Origin of the sequence: Streptococcus sp. KCJ4932, assembly GCF_004352745.1 — a bacterium.
GTDB lineage: Bacteria > Bacillota > Bacilli > Lactobacillales > Streptococcaceae > Streptococcus > Streptococcus ruminicola.
On the sequence record NZ_SJWW01000002.1, the window covers coordinates 126,530 to 143,100 of the forward strand.

Genomic DNA, 16,571 nt, shown 5'->3' on the forward strand with positions numbered 1-16,571 from the left:
ATTTTTGAGTAATCCATTGTAGCGAAAACACCCTAAATCATGGTATAATAGTTAGTTGGAAATAGGTAATTTTTGTTTTACATATAAATTTAGGTGAGGTTGTTATGGAAAAACTTAAAAAAATGGCTGGTGTTACAGCTGCTCAGTATGTGAAAGACGGCATGGTCGTTGGACTTGGAACTGGTTCAACAGCATATTTCTTCGTTGAAGAAATCGGTCGTCGTATGAAAGAAGAAGGTCTTAAAGTTGTCGGTGTGACAACTTCAAGCCAAACAACAGCTCAAGCAGAAGGCCTTGGTATTCCTTTGAAAGCTGTTGATGATATCGATGTTATCGATGTAACTGTCGACGGTGCTGATGAAGTGGATAAAAACTTCAACGGTATCAAAGGTGGCGGCGGTGCTCTTCTTATGGAAAAAATCGTTGCTACACCAAGTAAAGAATACATCTGGGTTGTTGACGAATCTAAAATGGTCGACACACTCGGTGCTTTCAAATTGCCAGTTGAAGTTGTGCAATATGGTGCTGACCGCATTTTCCGTGAGTTCGAGAAAAAAGGTTACAAACCATCATACCGCATGGCAAACGGCGAACGCTTTGTCACTGATATGAAAAACTATATCATCGACCTTGACCTTGGTGTTATTGAAAATCCAGTCGAACTTGGTAAAGAATTGAAAGCCATGGTCGGTGTTGTTGAACACGGTCTCTTCAATGGTATGGTTAACAAAGTTATCGTTGCTGGTAAAGACGGCGTTAAAATTTTAGAAGCTAAATAAAGAAAGTTTACAGGAGATGGTTTGACTAAGAATAGCCGATAGTCTCCTGTTTGCTTTGTTATCGCAAAAAATCAAATTATTATTTCTAATCCTGCATACCTTGCAGTTGATTAGGAGGTTTTGGGTGCCAACCGTAACCACCCTAGATTAGGAAAACTATGTCAACTTTTAATCGTATTCACCTTGTTGTGCTTGATTCAGTCGGAATTGGTGCAGCACCAGATGCCAATAACTTTGTCAATGCTGGTGTTCCTGATGGTGCGTCAGACACACTTGGTCACATTTCAAAAACAGTCGGACTTAATGTTCCAAACATGGCTAAAGTTGGTCTTGGAAATATTCCTCGTGAAACTCCTCTAAAAACAGTTCCAGCTGAAGCTCAACCAACAGGTTATGCAACTAAACTTGAAGAAGTTTCTCTTGGTAAAGACACAATGACTGGTCACTGGGAAATCATGGGTCTTAACATTACAGAACCATTTGATACATTCCTTGGTGGATTTCCAGAAGAAATTTTAACTAAAATCGAAGATTTTTCAGGACGTAAAGTCATTCGTGAAGCTAACAAACCTTACTCAGGTACAGCAGTTATCGATGATTTCGGTCCACGTCAAATGGAAACTGGCGAGTTAATCATCTACACATCAGCTGATCCAGTACTTCAAATCGCAGCCCACGAAGATGTAATCCCAGTAGAAGAGCTTTACAAAATCTGTGAATACGCACGTTCAATCACTCAAGAACGTCCAGCTCTTCTTGGTCGTATCATTGCTCGTCCATACGTTGGTGAACCAGGTAACTTCACACGTACAGCTAACCGTCGTGACTACGCATTGTCACCATTTGGACCTACTGTTCTTAATAAATTGGCTGACGCTGGTGTACCAACTTACGGCGTTGGTAAAATCAATGATATCTTCAACGGTTCAGGTATCACAAATGATATGGGTCACAATAAATCAAACATGCACGGTGTTGATACTCTTCTTAAAACAATGCAGTTGCCTGAATTCACAAAAGGTTTGTCATTTACAAACCTAGTGGACTTCGACGCGATGTATGGTCACCGTCGTAACGCAGCTGGTTACCGTGACTGTCTTGAAGATTTCGACAAACGCATGCCTGAAATCTTGGAAAACATGAAAGAAGATGACCTTCTTTTGATTACGGCTGACCACGGTAATGACCCAACTTACACAGGTACAGACCACACACGTGAATACATCCCATTGTTAGCTTACAGTCCAGCCTTCAAAGGCAATGGTATCTTGCCAGTCGGACACTTCGCTGATATCTCAGCAACAATCGCCGAAAACTTTGGCGTTGAAAAAGCGATGATTGGTCAATCATTCTTAGATAAATTAGTATAAGAGGTAATACATGTCTACAATTATTGAAAAAATTGAAGAAGCACGTCAGTTTTTAGTCTCACAAGCTTGTGATGCTCCAGAATTCGGACTTATCCTAGGTTCAGGTCTTGGTGAACTTGCCGAAGAAATCGAAAATGCAGTTGTCATCCCTTACGAAAAAATCCCAAATTGGGGTAAATCAACAGTAGCAGGTCACGCAGGTCAATTGGTTTATGGTGATCTTGGTGGTCACAAAGTCCTTGCTCTTCAAGGCCGTTTCCACTTCTACGAAGGGAACCCAATGGAATTGGTGACTTTCCCAGTGCGCGTGATGAAAGCCCTTGGTTGTAAAGGTCTTATCGTAACAAACGCTGCGGGTGGTATCGGCTTTGGTCCTGGTACTTTGATGGCTATTTCAGACCATATCAACATGACAGGTCAAAACCCATTGATTGGGGCTAACCTTGATGATTTCGGACCACGCTTCCCTGATATGTCAGATGCTTATACAGCAGACTATCGTGCCATTGCTCACAAAGTTGCTGAAAAAATCGGTATCAAACTTGACGAAGGGGTTTACCTTGGTGTGTCAGGTCCTTGTTATGAAACACCTGCAGAAATCCGTGCTTTCCAAACACTTGGTGCTGATGCAGTTGGTATGTCAACTGTACCAGAAGTTATCGTCGCTGCTCACTCTGGTTTGAAAGTCTTGGGAATTTCTGCCATTACAAACCATGCAGCTGGTTTCCAAAGCTCACTTAACCACGAAGAAGTGGTTGCTGTAACACAACAAATTAAAGAAGATTTCAAAACACTTGTTAAAGCTGTTTTGGCAGAACTTTAATTTACAATCTTTAGTCTTTGGATAAAAGGAGTGTGCTGTGCGAGTTCATTTTGTTATTCACGAAGCTTTTGAAGCACCTGGAGCCTATTATGGTTGGGCAATTAAGCGTGGGCATGAGGTTAGCCTAACAAAGCTTTATCAAGGAGAGCAGTTACCAGTTGACAGCTCTAAAATTGATTTACTCATAGTCATGGGGGGACCGCAGAGCCCTCGTACGACAGTAGAAGAATGCCCGCATTTTGATGCTCAAGCTGAAATAGCTTTGATTAAAGATGCTATCGCACATGATAAACGCATCATTGGTGTTTGTCTTGGCGCACAGTTACTGGGTGAAGCTTATGGCGCACCAGTTGAACATAGTCCTGAAAAGGAGATCGGAAATTTTCCGATTTCCTTGACTCAGGCTGGTAAAACTGATAAACGTTTGACATATTTTGGTAAGACGGTGACTGTTGGTCATTGGCACGGTGATATGCCAGGCATGATAGAAGGGGCGCAAATTCTTGCCGCTAGTCAAGGTTGCCCACGACAAATCATCAAGTATAGTGACAAGCATTACGCTTTTCAATGTCATTTGGAATTTTCAAAAGACATGGTTCAGGATTTACTGGCTCAAGAAGTTGATTATGATGAACAAGTTGCCACACACCCTTATATCCAGACAAAACAAGAAATTTTAACTTATGATTATTCTCAGATGAATCATTTGTTAGAACAATTTTTAGATGCTTATACAAAATAATCGATTTCAAAATTTCAGCTATTGTTTACGTTTTGGAGTAGTTTTACTGGCAACTAGTGTGGTGGCTGGTTTAGGTGGTATCTTACTTCATGAATTTTTAGAAATGGTCGAGAAAATTGTGTTGGGACACGGCGAAGAGGAAAAAATGCTAGCTATTTCCCAAAGACGATTCTTGATGATTGTGATTGCAGGGATAGTCTCTGCGCTTATCTGGTATGTGCTTCAACGAAAAAATCGTCGTCTTATCTCAGTTAAATCTCAGATGAAGGCTGATAATCCTTGCTCTGAACGCCCTGTGTTGGGAATTCATTTGATGAATATTTTCTTACAGGTAGCTTCAGTTGGTGCGGGATCTCCGATTGGAAAAGAAGGAGCGCCACGAGAGCTTGGGGCTCTTGGAGCAGGTCGTATTTCTGATTATATGTGTTTGAACTTGCCTGATAGACGCCTTGCAATTGCTTGTGGGGCCTCAGCTGGTCTTTCAGCAGTTTATCAAGTACCAATTGCTAGCATCTTTTTTGCTTTTGAGACTTTGGGTGTTGGACTTTCTTTGGTGAATATCGTGTCGGTATCTTTGACGAGTTTTCTTGCTAGCCTTATCGCAGGGCTCGTTATATCGGATGCCCCCCTTTATCATGGTGGTCAAGTTTCACCTAATCTTGCCACTTGTCTGTTAGCCGTCTTGGTGGCAGTACTTGTCACGCCACTTGCAGAAGGTTTTCGACGTCTGACGCAAAAAGCACAAGTTAAAAAAGAGACTCATGAAGCCATCTTATGGAAGTTACCTTTAACTTTCTTACTTTTAGCTAGTGTTGCCCTCTATTTTCCAGAGATTTTAGGGAATGGCGGAGCTTTGGCACAAGCTGTTTTTGATGGCATGGCTGTATCTTATGCTATTCCTATTCTTATCATCAAAGCTTGTCTTGTCTTATTGACGCTAAAAAATGGCGCATACGGAGGTACCTTGACACCATCGTTTTCAATGGGGGCAGTTTTAGGATTTCTATTTGCTGTGCTTTGTCAGTTAGCTTTTCCAGATATTTCGATGAACTCAGCCATGTTAATTGGGTCAAGTGTTTTCTTGGCCATTACAATGAATGCTCCTTTAACAGCAGTTGGACTAGTTGTCTCATTTACAGGGCAAAATTTACAAGCTTTGCCAGTTTTACTCATTGCGGTAGCGGTAGCTGTTTGTATAAATAATATTTTTAAACGTATTGAAAGGAATTTTTATGTCAATCCATATCGAAGCCAAACAAGGCGAAATCGCAGATAAAATCTTACTTCCAGGAGATCCTCTCCGTGCAAAATTCATCGCAGAAAACTTCTTAGAAGATGCTGTCTGCTTTAATAATGTTCGTGGTATGCTTGGTTTTACAGGAACTTACAAAGGTCATCGTGTCAGCGTTATGGGAACAGGTATGGGTATGCCATCAATCTCAATCTATGCGACTGAACTTATTCAATCATACGGTGTTAAAAAATTAATCCGTGTTGGAACAGCAGGTTCACTTAATAAAGACGTTCACGTGCGTGAACTTGTCCTTGCGCAAGCAGCCGCAACAACATCAAGCATGATTAAAAACGAATGGCCACAATACGATTTCCCACAAATCGCAGACTTCACATTGCTTGATAAAGCTTACCATATCGCTAAAGACCTTGGTATGACAACTCACGTAGGTAGTGTCTTGTCAGTTGATGCCTTTTATTCTGATTTTGCAGAAAACAATATCAAACTTGGTCAACTTGGCGTGAAAGCAGTTGAGATGGAAGCTGCTGCACTTTACTATCTCGCTGCCAAACACGGTGTTCAAGCACTTGGTATCATGACAATCTCTGATAGCTTGGTTGCTGACGAAGACACAACAGCTCAAGAACGTCAAACAACTTTCACAGACATGATGAAAGTTGGTCTTGAGACTCTTATTGCTGATTAATGCAAGAAATATACGAGACGATAGACATCCTTTTGGATGTCTATGCTTATAATCACGCTTGGAAAATAGCAGAGCAGCATGCAGATTTTCCATCGACAAGCCGCTATCTTTTAGAAATGCTAAAAGAGCGTCGTGAATTAAACGTTGATTTCCTTTTTGCTCATCAATCTGAAAACAAGGTTATTTGGCATCAGTATGATTTTGATTTGATTACGAATCATAGGCAAGAAGAACAATTGGCCAACTATATCATGGACCTAGAAGCGAAAATTAGAAATGGTAATATCATTGATTTTGTCCGCTCAGTTAGTCCTATTCTATACAGACTCTTTTATCGCTTAGCAAAGCGTGAGATTCCTAATCTAGAAGAGTTTATCCATGATGCTAAAAATGATCAGTATGATACTTGGCTTTTTACAGAAATGAAGCAGAGTGACTATCTTATTTTTCATAAGTATTTGTTGATTCGCCGTGATGCAAAGGTGACATCTCGTAGTTTAGCAGAGCTCTTGCAATACAGTCAGTTGCCAGATCATATTAAAAACTTAATCACAGAGCTTCGTCAATTTGAGAAATCTGTCCGAAACCCTCTTGCTCATCTGATTAAACCATTTGATGAAGAAGAACTTCATCGCACAACGAATTTCTCATCGCAAGCCTTTCTATTTTGACAAAATCAATGAGATAATAAAGCATGAATTAAGACAATGAAGCATAAAAAGTTCTTGGACTCTGTCCAAGAACTTTTTATTTATCAAATTGTACTTCTTCAAGTAAGTAATCGATAAAGCGTTCACCCATTTTTGAGAGATTAGCTTTTTCGTGGCGAATGTAGACAATATCAATCATATCTTCAACGTCAAGTGGAATTGAGACGATGTCATCGCCGTTGAGGTTGCTATTCAAGATACCTGTAGCGATAGTGTAACCGTCAAGACCAATCAAGAGATTAAAAAGGGTTGCTCGGTCACTGACAACGATTGATTTTTTGTGTGGAATTTGTGACAAGATTTCTTCAGAGAAGTAAAAAGAGTTATGAATCCCTTGGTCATAGCTAAGGTATGGAAATTCTTCCAAATCTTCCATAGTCACAAGTGACTTTTCAGCTAGCGGATTGTTTTTGCTGACAAAAATGTGCGGACGAGTTTTGAAAAGACTGGTATAAGTCAAATGATTGTCATCAAACATCTTTGTCAAGACATCACGGTTGTAGCTGTTTAGGAAAAGCACCCCGATTTCAGAACGAAAATTTTTGACGTCATCAATAATTTCGTATGTTCGGGTTTCACGAAGGAAAAGCTCGTAACGTGTCATATCTGTCTTTTTCAGAAGGGAAACAAAAGCATTGACCACAAAAGCATAGTGCTGCGCTGAGACGCTAAAAAGCTCACGGTTGGTATTTTTACTCTTATAACGTTCCTCTAAAAGCGCAGTCTGTTCAAGGATTTGACGCGCATAAGATAGAAATTCGACACCATCTTTTGTTAAGGTAATTCCTTTAGGATTTCGGATAAAAATTTCAATCCCCATCTCACGTTCCAAGTCACGAACAGCATTTGACAAACTTGGTTGAGTAATAAAGAGTTGCTTGGCAGCTTCATTCATACTGCCCGTTTCCACGATTTTAACGATGTAATGTAATTGTTGTATTCTCATAGCCTTAGTTTAGCTTAAAAATGTAAATCCCGCAAGTCAATGAGATACACGAACGTTGTAAGCGCTACAAAAGCGAACAATGAGAATCTGAAAATTAAATGAAAAAAGTGTAACCAACTTGTAACATTTGCAGTCTTAGAAAACTTTGCTTTCAGAAAACAATTACATCGTAGAAAAATTAAGGAATTTTATGCAAAAATAGTCTTTAAAAATTCAAAAATTGACTGATTTGAAAAATAATTTCAATGATGCTAGAATATAAATCATCGTGAATGCAGTATTTCTGTGGGAGGAAATGTTACACCGCATTCAAATTCAGTAAAAATTCATAATAGACAGATTGGGAATGGAGTATTTATGAATTCAAATAATAAGGGAAGCATCGCTATTGATGTGCTTTATTTAGTGCACCCAAAATGTGATGAATCATTTTCAAGAACAAATTTGAGAATGAACAGGCTATTTAGGACAAGCTTTTTACAGGCGAGAGACTGTTCTTCTCAGGATTGCAAGAGAAGATTGTTGACGATTGCGTCAATGATTAAGGTGAATCAGGAAAAAATAAGCGAGTTATGTCATAATCAATCATTTGATCAATCGAGAAAAACTCGTCTTTTAGCTATCTTAGACAAAATCAAAAACTTACAGCTGATTTGTAGCACAACAAAAAGCATAAAGTATAAGTTCTTCTTCAAAATCATAAAAGCAGTAACGAAACTTGTTATTGAACTCATTTTAGCAGTGGCGAGGATGCCAAATGCTCTTGCTATTACTGTAGCATAAAAAGATGCCATTTTTGGGAGAATTGGTATTGTTTAAAGCTTTCAATGACAAAGACAACCTTAAGTTGAGTATTTGAGCTCAATAACTTGGGGCTGAACAAAAATACGTTCGAGCTGGGAACTCGACGTTAATAACAAGAAATAATGCTTATGGGAAAGCATTGAAAATGATAGAAGTTTATTAGGATTTTGTAACTTTTATCGCATAAGGGAAATTAGGATTTTAAGAATAGGGAATAGGACTATGTACAGCGAGAATCTAAGAAAAAAGATTTATTATCTTTTGGCTGATGTTCTGGCTTTGATTATCAGTTACATTGTACTATCAAGCGTATATTCATACGCTATTTTTGATAGTTATTTTTTTGCGGCTTTTTTTGGGATTCTGGTTATATTTATTAGTGTTTTGAATAATGATTATTCATCATTTGCTAACCAAAATTTTGTAACAAACGTCAAAAAATCAATTGTTTATGGCTTGAGGGTGAGCATCCTTTTCACATCTGTTTTGTGTTTGGGACATTTTCATTTTGTGAAAATCATTGGACATCCAGTTTATTACCTTGTTAGTCAGTTATTTGTCCTCGTGACAATCACCTTATTGATTGGACGCCAGCTAACAACTTATTGGCTAAAAGGTCGTAAGGAAGACGCTAAAAAAGTTTTATTGGTGACTGATTTTAACAATAGCCAAGCTCTAGAAGCCAATTTGCAGGCATCAAATTATGACGTTATCGCCTATATCAGCAACTGTGTTAATGCTGAAGTAGGTAAGGACGTTCTACAAAACGAAAAGGAAATCAGGGATTTTGTTTCCTGTCATCAGGTTGATGAAATCGTTGTTTCCAGAAATAACCAAGCCATCGTTTCAAAATTCGCCAATTGTTTGAAGTGTTTAGGGATTCCAACGACACTTGATCTCACAGGTAATGCTGGAAAAGTTAATAGTGAGAGTACTTTAGTTAAACTTGGTTCAAAGACATATGTGACTTTTGCTTCAAACATCATTAAGGGGCGTCAGATTATTCTAAAACGCTTGTTAGATATTGTAGTTGCAATTGTCGGTATTATACTAATAGGATTGGTTGCTTTGATTATTGCTCCAATCGTTAAAAAACAATCACCAGGTCCTTTGATTTTCAAACAAAAACGTGTTGGGAAAAATGGTAAGGTTTTTGAGATTTACAAATTCCGAAGCATGTATACAGATGCTGAAGAACGTAAAAAAGAATTGATGGCACAAAATGATTTGGACACAGATTTGATGTTCAAGATGGAAGATGATCCGCGAATTTTTCCATTTGGTCATAAACTTCGTGATTGGTCTTTGGATGAGTTGCCACAATTTATCAATGTTTTAAAAGGTGATATGTCAGTTGTTGGGACTCGTCCACCAACCCTTGATGAGTACCATCGCTATGAGTTACATCACTTTAAACGTTTGCTAACAAAACCTGGAATTACAGGTCTTTGGCAAGTCAGCGGACGTAGTGACATCACAGATTTTGAAGAAGTTGTAGCCTTGGATATGGATTACATTCAACATTGGACGCTCTTTACAGATATCAAAATTATTTTAAAAACTTTTGCCGTTGTCTTAAAGAGAGAGGGAAGTAGGTAGTCATGCGAAAAAATAAAAGAAGCTCAGTAAAATTAAATATTGTGATGAACTTTATTTTGACAATGTCTAATTTTATTTTTCCCTTAATTACCTTTCCTTATGTCTCACGGGTGCTTTTGCCGGTGGGGACTGGTAAGGTTGCCTTTGCAACTTCGATTGTTTCTTACTTCTCCATGGTTGGTATGTTGGGAATTCCAACCTATGGTATTCGTGCTTGTGCCAAAGCAAGAGATAACAAAGATGACTTGTCAAAGACGGTTCAAGAAATCATGGTGATTAATACCATTGCAATGACTTTGTCTTTGATGACTTATATCCTAGCGATTTTCTTAGTTCCTAGGATGGCACAGGATAAGACGCTCTTTATGATTAATGTGGCCACTTTATTTTTCAATTTAATTGGCTGTGAGTGGCTTTATAAAGCTTTGGAGCAATATTCATATATCACTATTAGATCGATTATTTTAAAACTTGTATCACTGATTTTAATGTTCATGTTGGTTCATCAAAAAAGTGATTATGTCCTTTATGGGGCAATCACTATTCTTGCTAGTGTTGGATCAAATTTCTTTAATTTCATCAATTTGAGACGCTTTCTTAATTTCAAATGGTATAGCCATATGGATTTGAAACAGCATATTGGTCCAATTTTTAGTTTCTTTATGATGACCATCGCCACAACCATTTATACGAATTTGGATTCGGTGATGTTAGGATTCATGAAAGGAGATGAGGCTGTCGGCTATTACAATGCCGCTGTAAAAATCAAATCGATTCTAGTCAGTTTAGTAACTTCTATGGGGGCTGTTTTACTTCCACGTTTGTCATTTTACATCAAAGAAGGAAGAAACAGAGAGTTCAGGGAACTGACGATTCGCTCATTACAGTTTGTATGCTTTATCTCAATTCCATTGTGGTTTTACTTTACGATTTATGCAAAAGAAGGCATTTACTTCTTGTCAGGTTATGCCTACACAGGGTCAATCCTTCCCATGCAAATCATCATGCCGACATTGTTTTTGATTGGGCTATCAAACTTATTGGGAATTCAAATACTTGTTCCGATTGAACGAGAAAAGGATGTTTTAAAATCTGTTTCGCTCGGTGCGATTGTTAACTTAGTGATTAATGCCATTTGCATCCCGAAATTTGGGGCTTCGGGTGCCGCATTTGGAACATTGGTTGCTGAATTTTTCGTAACAAGCTATCAGATTTATGTGTTAAAAGATTTTTTGAAAGACATTATGGGTAATATCAAACCGTACAAGAACTTATTGGGAGCATTAGTAGCATCACTTGGTGCTATAGTTGTTGTTTTGGTGTTACACATGACATCACTTTTCTTGATTTTAGTCGTATCAGCAATGGTATTTGGACTTACCTATGGAATATTTGGGATTATTTTAACAGAAGAGTTTACCATCTATTTGTTAAATTATGTTAAAAACAGGAGATTTTAATGTCAAACTATGATTATTTAGTTGTTGGTTCAGGTCTTTTTGGGTCAATTTTTGCCCATGAGGCTGCCAAAAAAGGGAAAAAAGTAAAGGTTATTGAAAAACGTGACCATATTTCAGGAAATATCTACACCAAAGAGGTTGAAGGCATTCAAGTTCATGAGTATGGTGCACATATTTTCCATACATCAGATAAAAAAATCTGGGATTACATCAATCAATTTGCGGAGTTTAATAGTTATACGAACTCACCGATTGCTAACTACAATGGTGAAATTTACAACCTACCATTTAACATGAACACCTTCAATAAACTCTGGGGTGTGGTGACACCACAAGAAGCACAAGCTAAGATTGCTGAACAACGTGCAGTTCTTGGTGGAAAAGAACCTGAAAACTTAGAAGAGCAAGCTATTTCATTAGTTGGAACAGACATCTACGAAAAATTGATTAAAGGCTATACTGAAAAGCAATGGGGGAAAACTTGTACAGAATTGCCAGCCTTCATTATTCGTCGTTTGCCAGTTCGCTTGACTTATGACAATAACTATTTCAACGATACTTATCAAGGCATTCCAATCGGTGGTTACACACAAATCATTGAAAAAATGCTAGCGCATGACAATATTGACGTGGAAACAGGTGTTGATTTCTTCGATAAAAAAGAAGAGTACCTCAAAGCCTTTCCTAAAATTGTCTTTACAGGGATGATTGACCAATTCTTTGATTACCAACTGGGTGAACTGGAATACCGTAGCCTACGTTTTGAAACAGAAACTTTGGATATGGAAAATTATCAAGGAAATGCCGTGGTTAACTACACTGATGCCAAAACACCTTATACTCGAATCATCGAGCACAAACATTTCGAATTCGGCACACAGCCTAAGACCATTATTACCAAAGAACATTCTAAGACATGGGAAAAAGGTGATGAACCTTACTATCCAGTGAATAATGACCGCAACAACAATCTTTACCAAGAGTATAAGAAATTGGCGGATGCACAAGGTAATGTTATTTTTGGTGGACGCTTAGGACAATACTGTTACTATGACATGCACAAAGTCATCGAAGCAGCTTTGGCGTGTGTGGCAGAAGAGTTGTAGGAATCGAGGGTGATTACAGTGAAATCGATAGGAGTTATTGGCGCTGGGACCTGGGGTCTTGCTTTGGCGCGTGCCTTAGCATCAAATGGGAATGATGTTACAGTATGGTCAGCCATTCCATCTGAAATCGATGAGTTAGTGACGACACATAAAAACCACCGATTGCCCGAAATGGTTATTCCAGATAGCATTGTCTTTACTAAATCTTTGGAAGCAGCTTGTCAGAATAAAGATATTATCTTGTTTGCAGTACCGTCTTTGTATGTCAGAGAAACGGCTGAAAAAGTGAGAAGTTTGATTCCAGATTATCAGATTATTGTAGATGTGGCTAAGGGGATTGAAAAAACCACTCATTACATGTTATCTGAAGTCATCTCAACTGAGATTAAAAGAGATGGCAAACACGATCACATTGAGATTGTTGCTTTATCAGGACCAACACATGCTGAAGAAGTGGCACTGGATATGCCAACCACCATTGTTTCAGCTTGTGAAAATGAAAAAGCAGCCAAATTTGTTCAAGATGTCTTTATGAATAAAACACTTCGTGTTTATACGAACAGTGACATCAAGGGAGTTGAACTTTGTGGCGCTATGAAAAATATTGTCGCGCTCGCTGCTGGTATTTCACAAGGATTGGGATACGGTGATAATGCCAAAGCAGCTTTGATTACACGCGGTATGTCTGAGATTAAACGTTTAGGCCAAGCGATGGGATGCTTGGAATCAACGTTTGATGGACTGGCTGGTGTGGGTGATTTGATTGTGACAGCAACTAGTGAACATAGCCGAAATAACAGAGCCGGTCAATTAATTGGCCAAGGTTATTCTGTTGATGAGGCAATTGAAAAAGTTCAAATGGTTGTTGAAGGAATTAATGCCCTTCCAGCAGCGCTTGAATTATCTGAGACCTTTAAGGTTGAATTACCAATTGTGACAGCCGTCAATAGCATTATTAATGACAAGAAAGATCCACATCAAGTGGTTCAAGCTTTGATGGGACGTCACAAAAAATCAGAAAGCGGTAAATCATTCTTAGCGACAACTTATGAAGCAAAAGTACAAAATAAAAAAAGGGGAAATAAAATGAAAAGGGTTATTACTTATGGAACGTTTGATTTAATGCATTATGGGCATATTAATTTGTTAAAACGAGCTAAAGCTTTGGGAGACTATCTGGTTGTTGTCATTTCATCAGATGAATTTAACTGGAATGAAAAACAAAAGAAATGTTACTTTAGCTACGAACAACGCAAAGCCTTGGTTGAATCAGTCCGTTATGTGGACCTTGTAATCCCAGAGAAAAATTGGGAACAAAAGAAAGAAGATGTTCATGAATATCATATTGATACCTTCGTTATGGGAGACGATTGGAAAGGTAAATTTGATTTCTTGAAAGATGAAGGCGTAGATGTTGTCTACCTTCCACGCACACCTGAAATTTCGACAACACGAATCAAAAAAGATTTGAATGCGAAAGGGTAAAGGTGGGAAGTATGGAAGAGTTATCAAAAATTCAAAAAATCATCTGGAACATCATGTCTGAAATCAAGCCCTATCTTATTGAAAATGACATTGATTATTACATGTTAGGTGGGACTTTACTTGGTGCTGTGCGCCACAAAGGCTTTATTCCATGGGATGATGATATTGACCTTGGAATTCCGCGTGAGCAATATGATGACTTCCTCAAAAATGTAGCGAAACAATTGCCAAGCTATATGGAAGTTAATACTTTTTATGATGAAACAGACCATCATTATTACTTTGCTCGAATCGTGGACACTCGTTATCATTTAAGACGTATGGGGAGCGAAGTCGAACGTACAGAAGATGCTTGGATTGATATTTTTCCTTTAGATGGCATGCCAAATAATTACTTCATTCGTGAAATTCATAAGATGCGTCTCTTGGTTTCACGTGCTTTCTACCACATTGCGACATTTGACCGTGTCAATCTTCAACGTCCCAATCGTCCTTTGTCAGAACGTTTGGTCATCAAATTTGTCCAATTAACAGGCTTTGGTCGTAATATGGACGAGAAAAAATGGCTTTGGAAAATCGATAGCTTGTTGAAGAAATATCCTTACAAGGATTCAAAATGGGTCGTTAACTTCATGGGGCAATACAAATTCAAAGAAATGTTTCCAAAAACAAAATACGGTCATGGAAAACTGTATGCTTTTGAAAACAATGTCTTGCAAGGCCCAGAAGATGCCGATTTTATTTTGTCACAAATGTATGGTGATTACATGACACCACCTAAAGACTCTGATAAAAATGCTCACGCTGCAGAGTTAGAAGCAAGCTAGAAACCTTAGAAAGGATCTACATGACAAAAGAAAATCAAACAGATCTTGAATTCATTCAAGAAAAAGAATTAGAGATGGCTAAAATCATCATGTCTATCTGTGATAAGCATGATATTGAGTATTACATCATGGGTGGGACTCTTCTTGGTGCCGTCCGTCATCAAGGTTTTATTCCTTGGGATGATGATCTTGATATCGGTATGAAACGACAAGATTACGAAAAATTCCTAGACCTGGTTGCTGGTGAATTGCCAAATAACTTTGGTCTAAAACATTTCACAACAGACAGTGATTTTCCTTATCCCTATATTCGAATCGAGAATGAAAAGGTTCAGTTGCGTCGTGACTATACGAAAAATAAAACCATACAAAACCTTTGGGTAGATATTTTTCCTTTGGATGGTGTGCCAGCAGGTGGCTTTGAGCGCTTTAAATGGGAAAAGACTTTAACGCTATTGAGGGAAATGCGCAATTTGTCTTGTCTCAGCGAGCTTGTCAACCTAAATAAAAAACACGGTGGTTTCAAAAAATCATTGATTGTGCTGGCACTGAATCTAAAGGTTGAAAAATTGTTTAAAACCGGCAATTGGACACGTCGCATCGATGATTTCTTGAAAAGTTATCCAGTAGATGAGATGGAGATGATTGGTAATCCAATGGGAGGGCATTGGTTTAAAGAAGTCTATCCATCATCCTTTTATAAGGAAACTAGTCAGTTAGCCTTTGAAGGGATTAAAATGACAGCCCCTAAAAACTACATTGAAATTTTGCTTAAGATGTACGGGGACTACATGCAATTGCCTAAAGAAGACGAACGTAATTGGCATGGCACAACCTTGTTAACCGATAAAAACAAGTAACAGATTTTTGAAAAATTTAGGAAAAACTATGAAATATTATATTGCAGAACGAAAACCAATCGCAAAGAACATGAAGAATGCCGCTAATAAGGCGCGTGCGGATGTCGAAAAAATCCTTGAGGGTACAGGATATCAAAAAATCGACATTACCATCCCTTATAAGGGCAAACAAAATGCCTTTGCTTCTATTAAAGAAAGCTATCGAAATGTTAAAATTTGGGAGAAAAAACTAGATGGTCTTTCTGCAGGAGATGAAGTGGTGATTCAATTTCCTGTTTTGAGTAAAAATGTCTTTTTATCACATTTGCTCAAAAAACTAAACCGAAAAAACATCAAAATTGTTATCCTTATTCACGATTTAGAAAGCCTTAGATACATTAACAAAACTAACCTATCATTAGGCCGTAAAATTCGCCTTCGTGTCGAAGAAAAGCCTATCTTATCACAAGCTTCAGGAATCATTGTTCATAACGACAAAATGGGCCAATACTTGATTGATTCTGGCTATGATAGCAAGAAGATTTCATCGCTTGAAATCTTTGACTACCTTCATGATGAGTCATTTACAATCAGTCCAAAAACAAAAACTAATGAACTCATCATTGCAGGAAACTTGGATGCCAATAAAACTGGTTACCTCAAGTTTATCAATCAAGTTAAAGGTGTTCATTTGCAACTTTTTGGGGCAAATTACACAGCGCCAGAGCATTCTGACAACATTACCTATAATGGTTCATTCTTGCCAGAAGACTTACCAGAAAATCTCCATGGTAGCTTTGGTCTTATCTGGGATGGTGATTCGATTAATTCATGTACCGGTGTTTACGGGGATTATTTGAAGTACAATAACCCACATAAAACATCTCTTTACCTGTCAACTGGCTTTCCTGTTATTGTTTGGAACCATGCAGCCATGGCTGATTTTGTCTTAAAAGAAAAAGTGGGCTTTGTTGTTACCTCACTAAATGATATTGCCAATGTCATTGCCAACTTGTCAGAAGAAGAGTACAAGGAAATGCTTGCTAATGTTGCTAGAGTGTCTGAACGTCTTCGCCAAGGTTATTATCTGAAAAAATCACTGGGAACTTTTTAAACTTGCCAATGAATAATTTTAAAATAG

Annotated in this window: 15 protein-coding genes and 2 pseudogenes; 16 read left to right on the top strand and 1 reads right to left on the bottom strand. The window is 38.1% G+C overall.

All coding sequences use genetic code 11. The annotated features are described in order from the left end of the window. Window positions 1-104 precede the first annotated feature (104 nt). From rpiA to E0E02_RS01665, 7 genes and pseudogenes are all read left to right on the top strand, one after another. A complete protein-coding gene (gene rpiA / locus E0E02_RS01635; RefSeq protein ID WP_039697080.1) occupies window positions 105-779 on the top strand; it encodes a ribose-5-phosphate isomerase RpiA in 675 nt (224 codons plus the stop codon). Window positions 780-937: 158 nt separating this feature from the next. Continuing rightward, window positions 938-2,149 carry a phosphopentomutase gene (locus E0E02_RS01640; RefSeq protein ID WP_133017659.1) on the top strand — a complete coding sequence of 404 codons (1,212 nt, stop codon included), beginning with the start codon at window positions 938-940 and terminating at the stop codon, window positions 2,147-2,149. 10 nt (window positions 2,150-2,159) lie between these two features. Next, the gene (locus E0E02_RS01645; protein WP_074482086.1) at window positions 2,160-2,972 is read left to right on the top strand and encodes a purine-nucleoside phosphorylase; all 813 of its coding nucleotides are present in this window, start codon (window positions 2,160-2,162) and stop codon (window positions 2,970-2,972) included. 37 nt (window positions 2,973-3,009) lie between these two features. Next, window positions 3,010-3,714: a glutamine amidotransferase gene (locus tag E0E02_RS01650; RefSeq protein ID WP_133017660.1), complete on the top strand. Its 705-nt coding sequence runs from the start codon at window positions 3,010-3,012 to the stop codon at window positions 3,712-3,714. Next, entirely contained in the window at window positions 3,698-4,990 is a 1,293-nt protein-coding gene (locus E0E02_RS01655; RefSeq protein WP_133017661.1) for a chloride channel protein, read from the top strand. The genes E0E02_RS01650 and E0E02_RS01655 overlap by 17 nt, the downstream gene beginning before the upstream one ends. Further along, the gene (gene deoD / locus E0E02_RS01660; protein ID WP_133017662.1) at window positions 4,947-5,654 is read left to right on the top strand and encodes a purine-nucleoside phosphorylase; all 708 of its coding nucleotides are present in this window, start codon (window positions 4,947-4,949) and stop codon (window positions 5,652-5,654) included. The genes E0E02_RS01655 and deoD overlap by 44 nt, the downstream gene beginning before the upstream one ends. Further along, window positions 5,654-6,365, top strand: a pseudogene (locus tag E0E02_RS01665) (LytR family transcriptional regulator). Before deoD ends, E0E02_RS01665 begins: the two are co-directional and overlap by 1 nt. 36 nt (window positions 6,366-6,401) lie before the next feature. Here E0E02_RS01665 and E0E02_RS01670 read toward each other — a convergent pair. Continuing rightward, window positions 6,402-7,310 (bottom strand): LysR family transcriptional regulator, encoded by a 909-nt coding sequence (locus E0E02_RS01670; RefSeq protein WP_039697075.1) that lies wholly within the window; start codon window positions 7,308-7,310, stop codon window positions 6,402-6,404. 357 nt (window positions 7,311-7,667) lie between these two features. Here E0E02_RS01670 and E0E02_RS01675 point away from each other — a divergent pair, with 357 nt between their 5' ends. The 9 genes and pseudogenes from E0E02_RS01675 to E0E02_RS01710 all read left to right on the top strand — a co-directional run bounded on the left by E0E02_RS01675 (window position 7,668) and on the right by E0E02_RS01710 (window position 16,544). Continuing rightward, on the top strand, window positions 7,668-8,093 hold the full coding sequence (locus tag E0E02_RS01675; protein WP_133017664.1) for a hypothetical protein: 426 nt from the start codon (window positions 7,668-7,670) through the stop codon (window positions 8,091-8,093). Between the two features lie 243 nt (window positions 8,094-8,336). Then, a complete protein-coding gene (locus E0E02_RS01680) occupies window positions 8,337-9,713 on the top strand; it encodes a sugar transferase (RefSeq protein WP_133017665.1) in 1,377 nt (458 codons plus the stop codon). Window positions 9,714-9,715: 2 nt separating this feature from the next. Further along, complete coding sequence (locus E0E02_RS01685; RefSeq protein ID WP_133017666.1) at window positions 9,716-11,173, top strand: flippase; 1,458 nt, start codon at window positions 9,716-9,718, stop codon at window positions 11,171-11,173. Continuing rightward, window positions 11,173-12,279, top strand: a complete 1,107-nt coding sequence (glf, locus tag E0E02_RS01690; protein WP_133017667.1) for a UDP-galactopyranose mutase — start codon at window positions 11,173-11,175, stop codon at window positions 12,277-12,279. The genes E0E02_RS01685 and glf overlap by 1 nt, the downstream gene beginning before the upstream one ends. 18 nt (window positions 12,280-12,297) lie before the next feature. Next, a pseudogene (locus E0E02_RS01695) lies at window positions 12,298-13,308 on the top strand (NAD(P)H-dependent glycerol-3-phosphate dehydrogenase); the annotation flags it as partial. 57 nt (window positions 13,309-13,365) lie between these two features. Then, window positions 13,366-13,764 carry a glycerol-3-phosphate cytidylyltransferase gene (tagD, locus tag E0E02_RS09525; protein ID WP_275887487.1) on the top strand — a complete coding sequence of 133 codons (399 nt, stop codon included), beginning with the start codon at window positions 13,366-13,368 and terminating at the stop codon, window positions 13,762-13,764. An 11-nt stretch (window positions 13,765-13,775) separates the two neighbouring features. Continuing rightward, window positions 13,776-14,591, top strand: coding sequence for a LicD family protein (locus tag E0E02_RS01700; RefSeq protein ID WP_133017668.1), 816 nt, complete (start codon window positions 13,776-13,778; stop codon window positions 14,589-14,591). A gap of 20 nt (window positions 14,592-14,611) precedes the next feature. Continuing rightward, window positions 14,612-15,451 (top strand): LicD family protein, encoded by an 840-nt coding sequence (locus E0E02_RS01705; RefSeq protein WP_133017669.1) that lies wholly within the window; start codon window positions 14,612-14,614, stop codon window positions 15,449-15,451. Between the two features lie 28 nt (window positions 15,452-15,479). Beyond that, window positions 15,480-16,544 carry a sugar transferase gene (locus tag E0E02_RS01710; protein WP_133017670.1) on the top strand — a complete coding sequence of 355 codons (1,065 nt, stop codon included), beginning with the start codon at window positions 15,480-15,482 and terminating at the stop codon, window positions 16,542-16,544. Window positions 16,545-16,571: the final 27 nt, after the last annotated feature.

Excerpts from the sequence above, each read along its gene's own strand:
- rpiA (WP_039697080.1), top strand. The coding sequence starts at position 105 with ATGGAAAAACTTAAAAAAATGGCTGGTGTTACAGCTGCTCAGTATGTG.
- E0E02_RS01640 (WP_133017659.1), top strand. The coding sequence starts at position 938 with ATGTCAACTTTTAATCGTATTCACCTTGTTGTGCTTGATTCAGTCGGA.
- E0E02_RS01645 (WP_074482086.1), top strand. The coding sequence starts at position 2,160 with ATGTCTACAATTATTGAAAAAATTGAAGAAGCACGTCAGTTTTTAGTC.
- E0E02_RS01655 (WP_133017661.1), top strand. The coding sequence starts at position 3,698 with ATGCTTATACAAAATAATCGATTTCAAAATTTCAGCTATTGTTTACGT.
- deoD (WP_133017662.1), top strand. The coding sequence starts at position 4,947 with ATGTCAATCCATATCGAAGCCAAACAAGGCGAAATCGCAGATAAAATC.
- E0E02_RS01670 (WP_039697075.1), bottom strand. The coding sequence starts at position 7,310 with ATGAGAATACAACAATTACATTACATCGTTAAAATCGTGGAAACGGGC.
- E0E02_RS01675 (WP_133017664.1), top strand. The coding sequence starts at position 7,668 with ATGAATTCAAATAATAAGGGAAGCATCGCTATTGATGTGCTTTATTTA.
- E0E02_RS01680 (WP_133017665.1), top strand. The coding sequence starts at position 8,337 with ATGTACAGCGAGAATCTAAGAAAAAAGATTTATTATCTTTTGGCTGAT.
- E0E02_RS01685 (WP_133017666.1), top strand. The coding sequence starts at position 9,716 with ATGCGAAAAAATAAAAGAAGCTCAGTAAAATTAAATATTGTGATGAAC.
- glf (WP_133017667.1), top strand. The coding sequence starts at position 11,173 with ATGTCAAACTATGATTATTTAGTTGTTGGTTCAGGTCTTTTTGGGTCA.
- tagD (WP_275887487.1), top strand. The coding sequence starts at position 13,366 with ATGAAAAGGGTTATTACTTATGGAACGTTTGATTTAATGCATTATGGG.
- E0E02_RS01700 (WP_133017668.1), top strand. The coding sequence starts at position 13,776 with ATGGAAGAGTTATCAAAAATTCAAAAAATCATCTGGAACATCATGTCT.
- E0E02_RS01705 (WP_133017669.1), top strand. The coding sequence starts at position 14,612 with ATGACAAAAGAAAATCAAACAGATCTTGAATTCATTCAAGAAAAAGAA.
- E0E02_RS01710 (WP_133017670.1), top strand. The coding sequence starts at position 15,480 with ATGAAATATTATATTGCAGAACGAAAACCAATCGCAAAGAACATGAAG.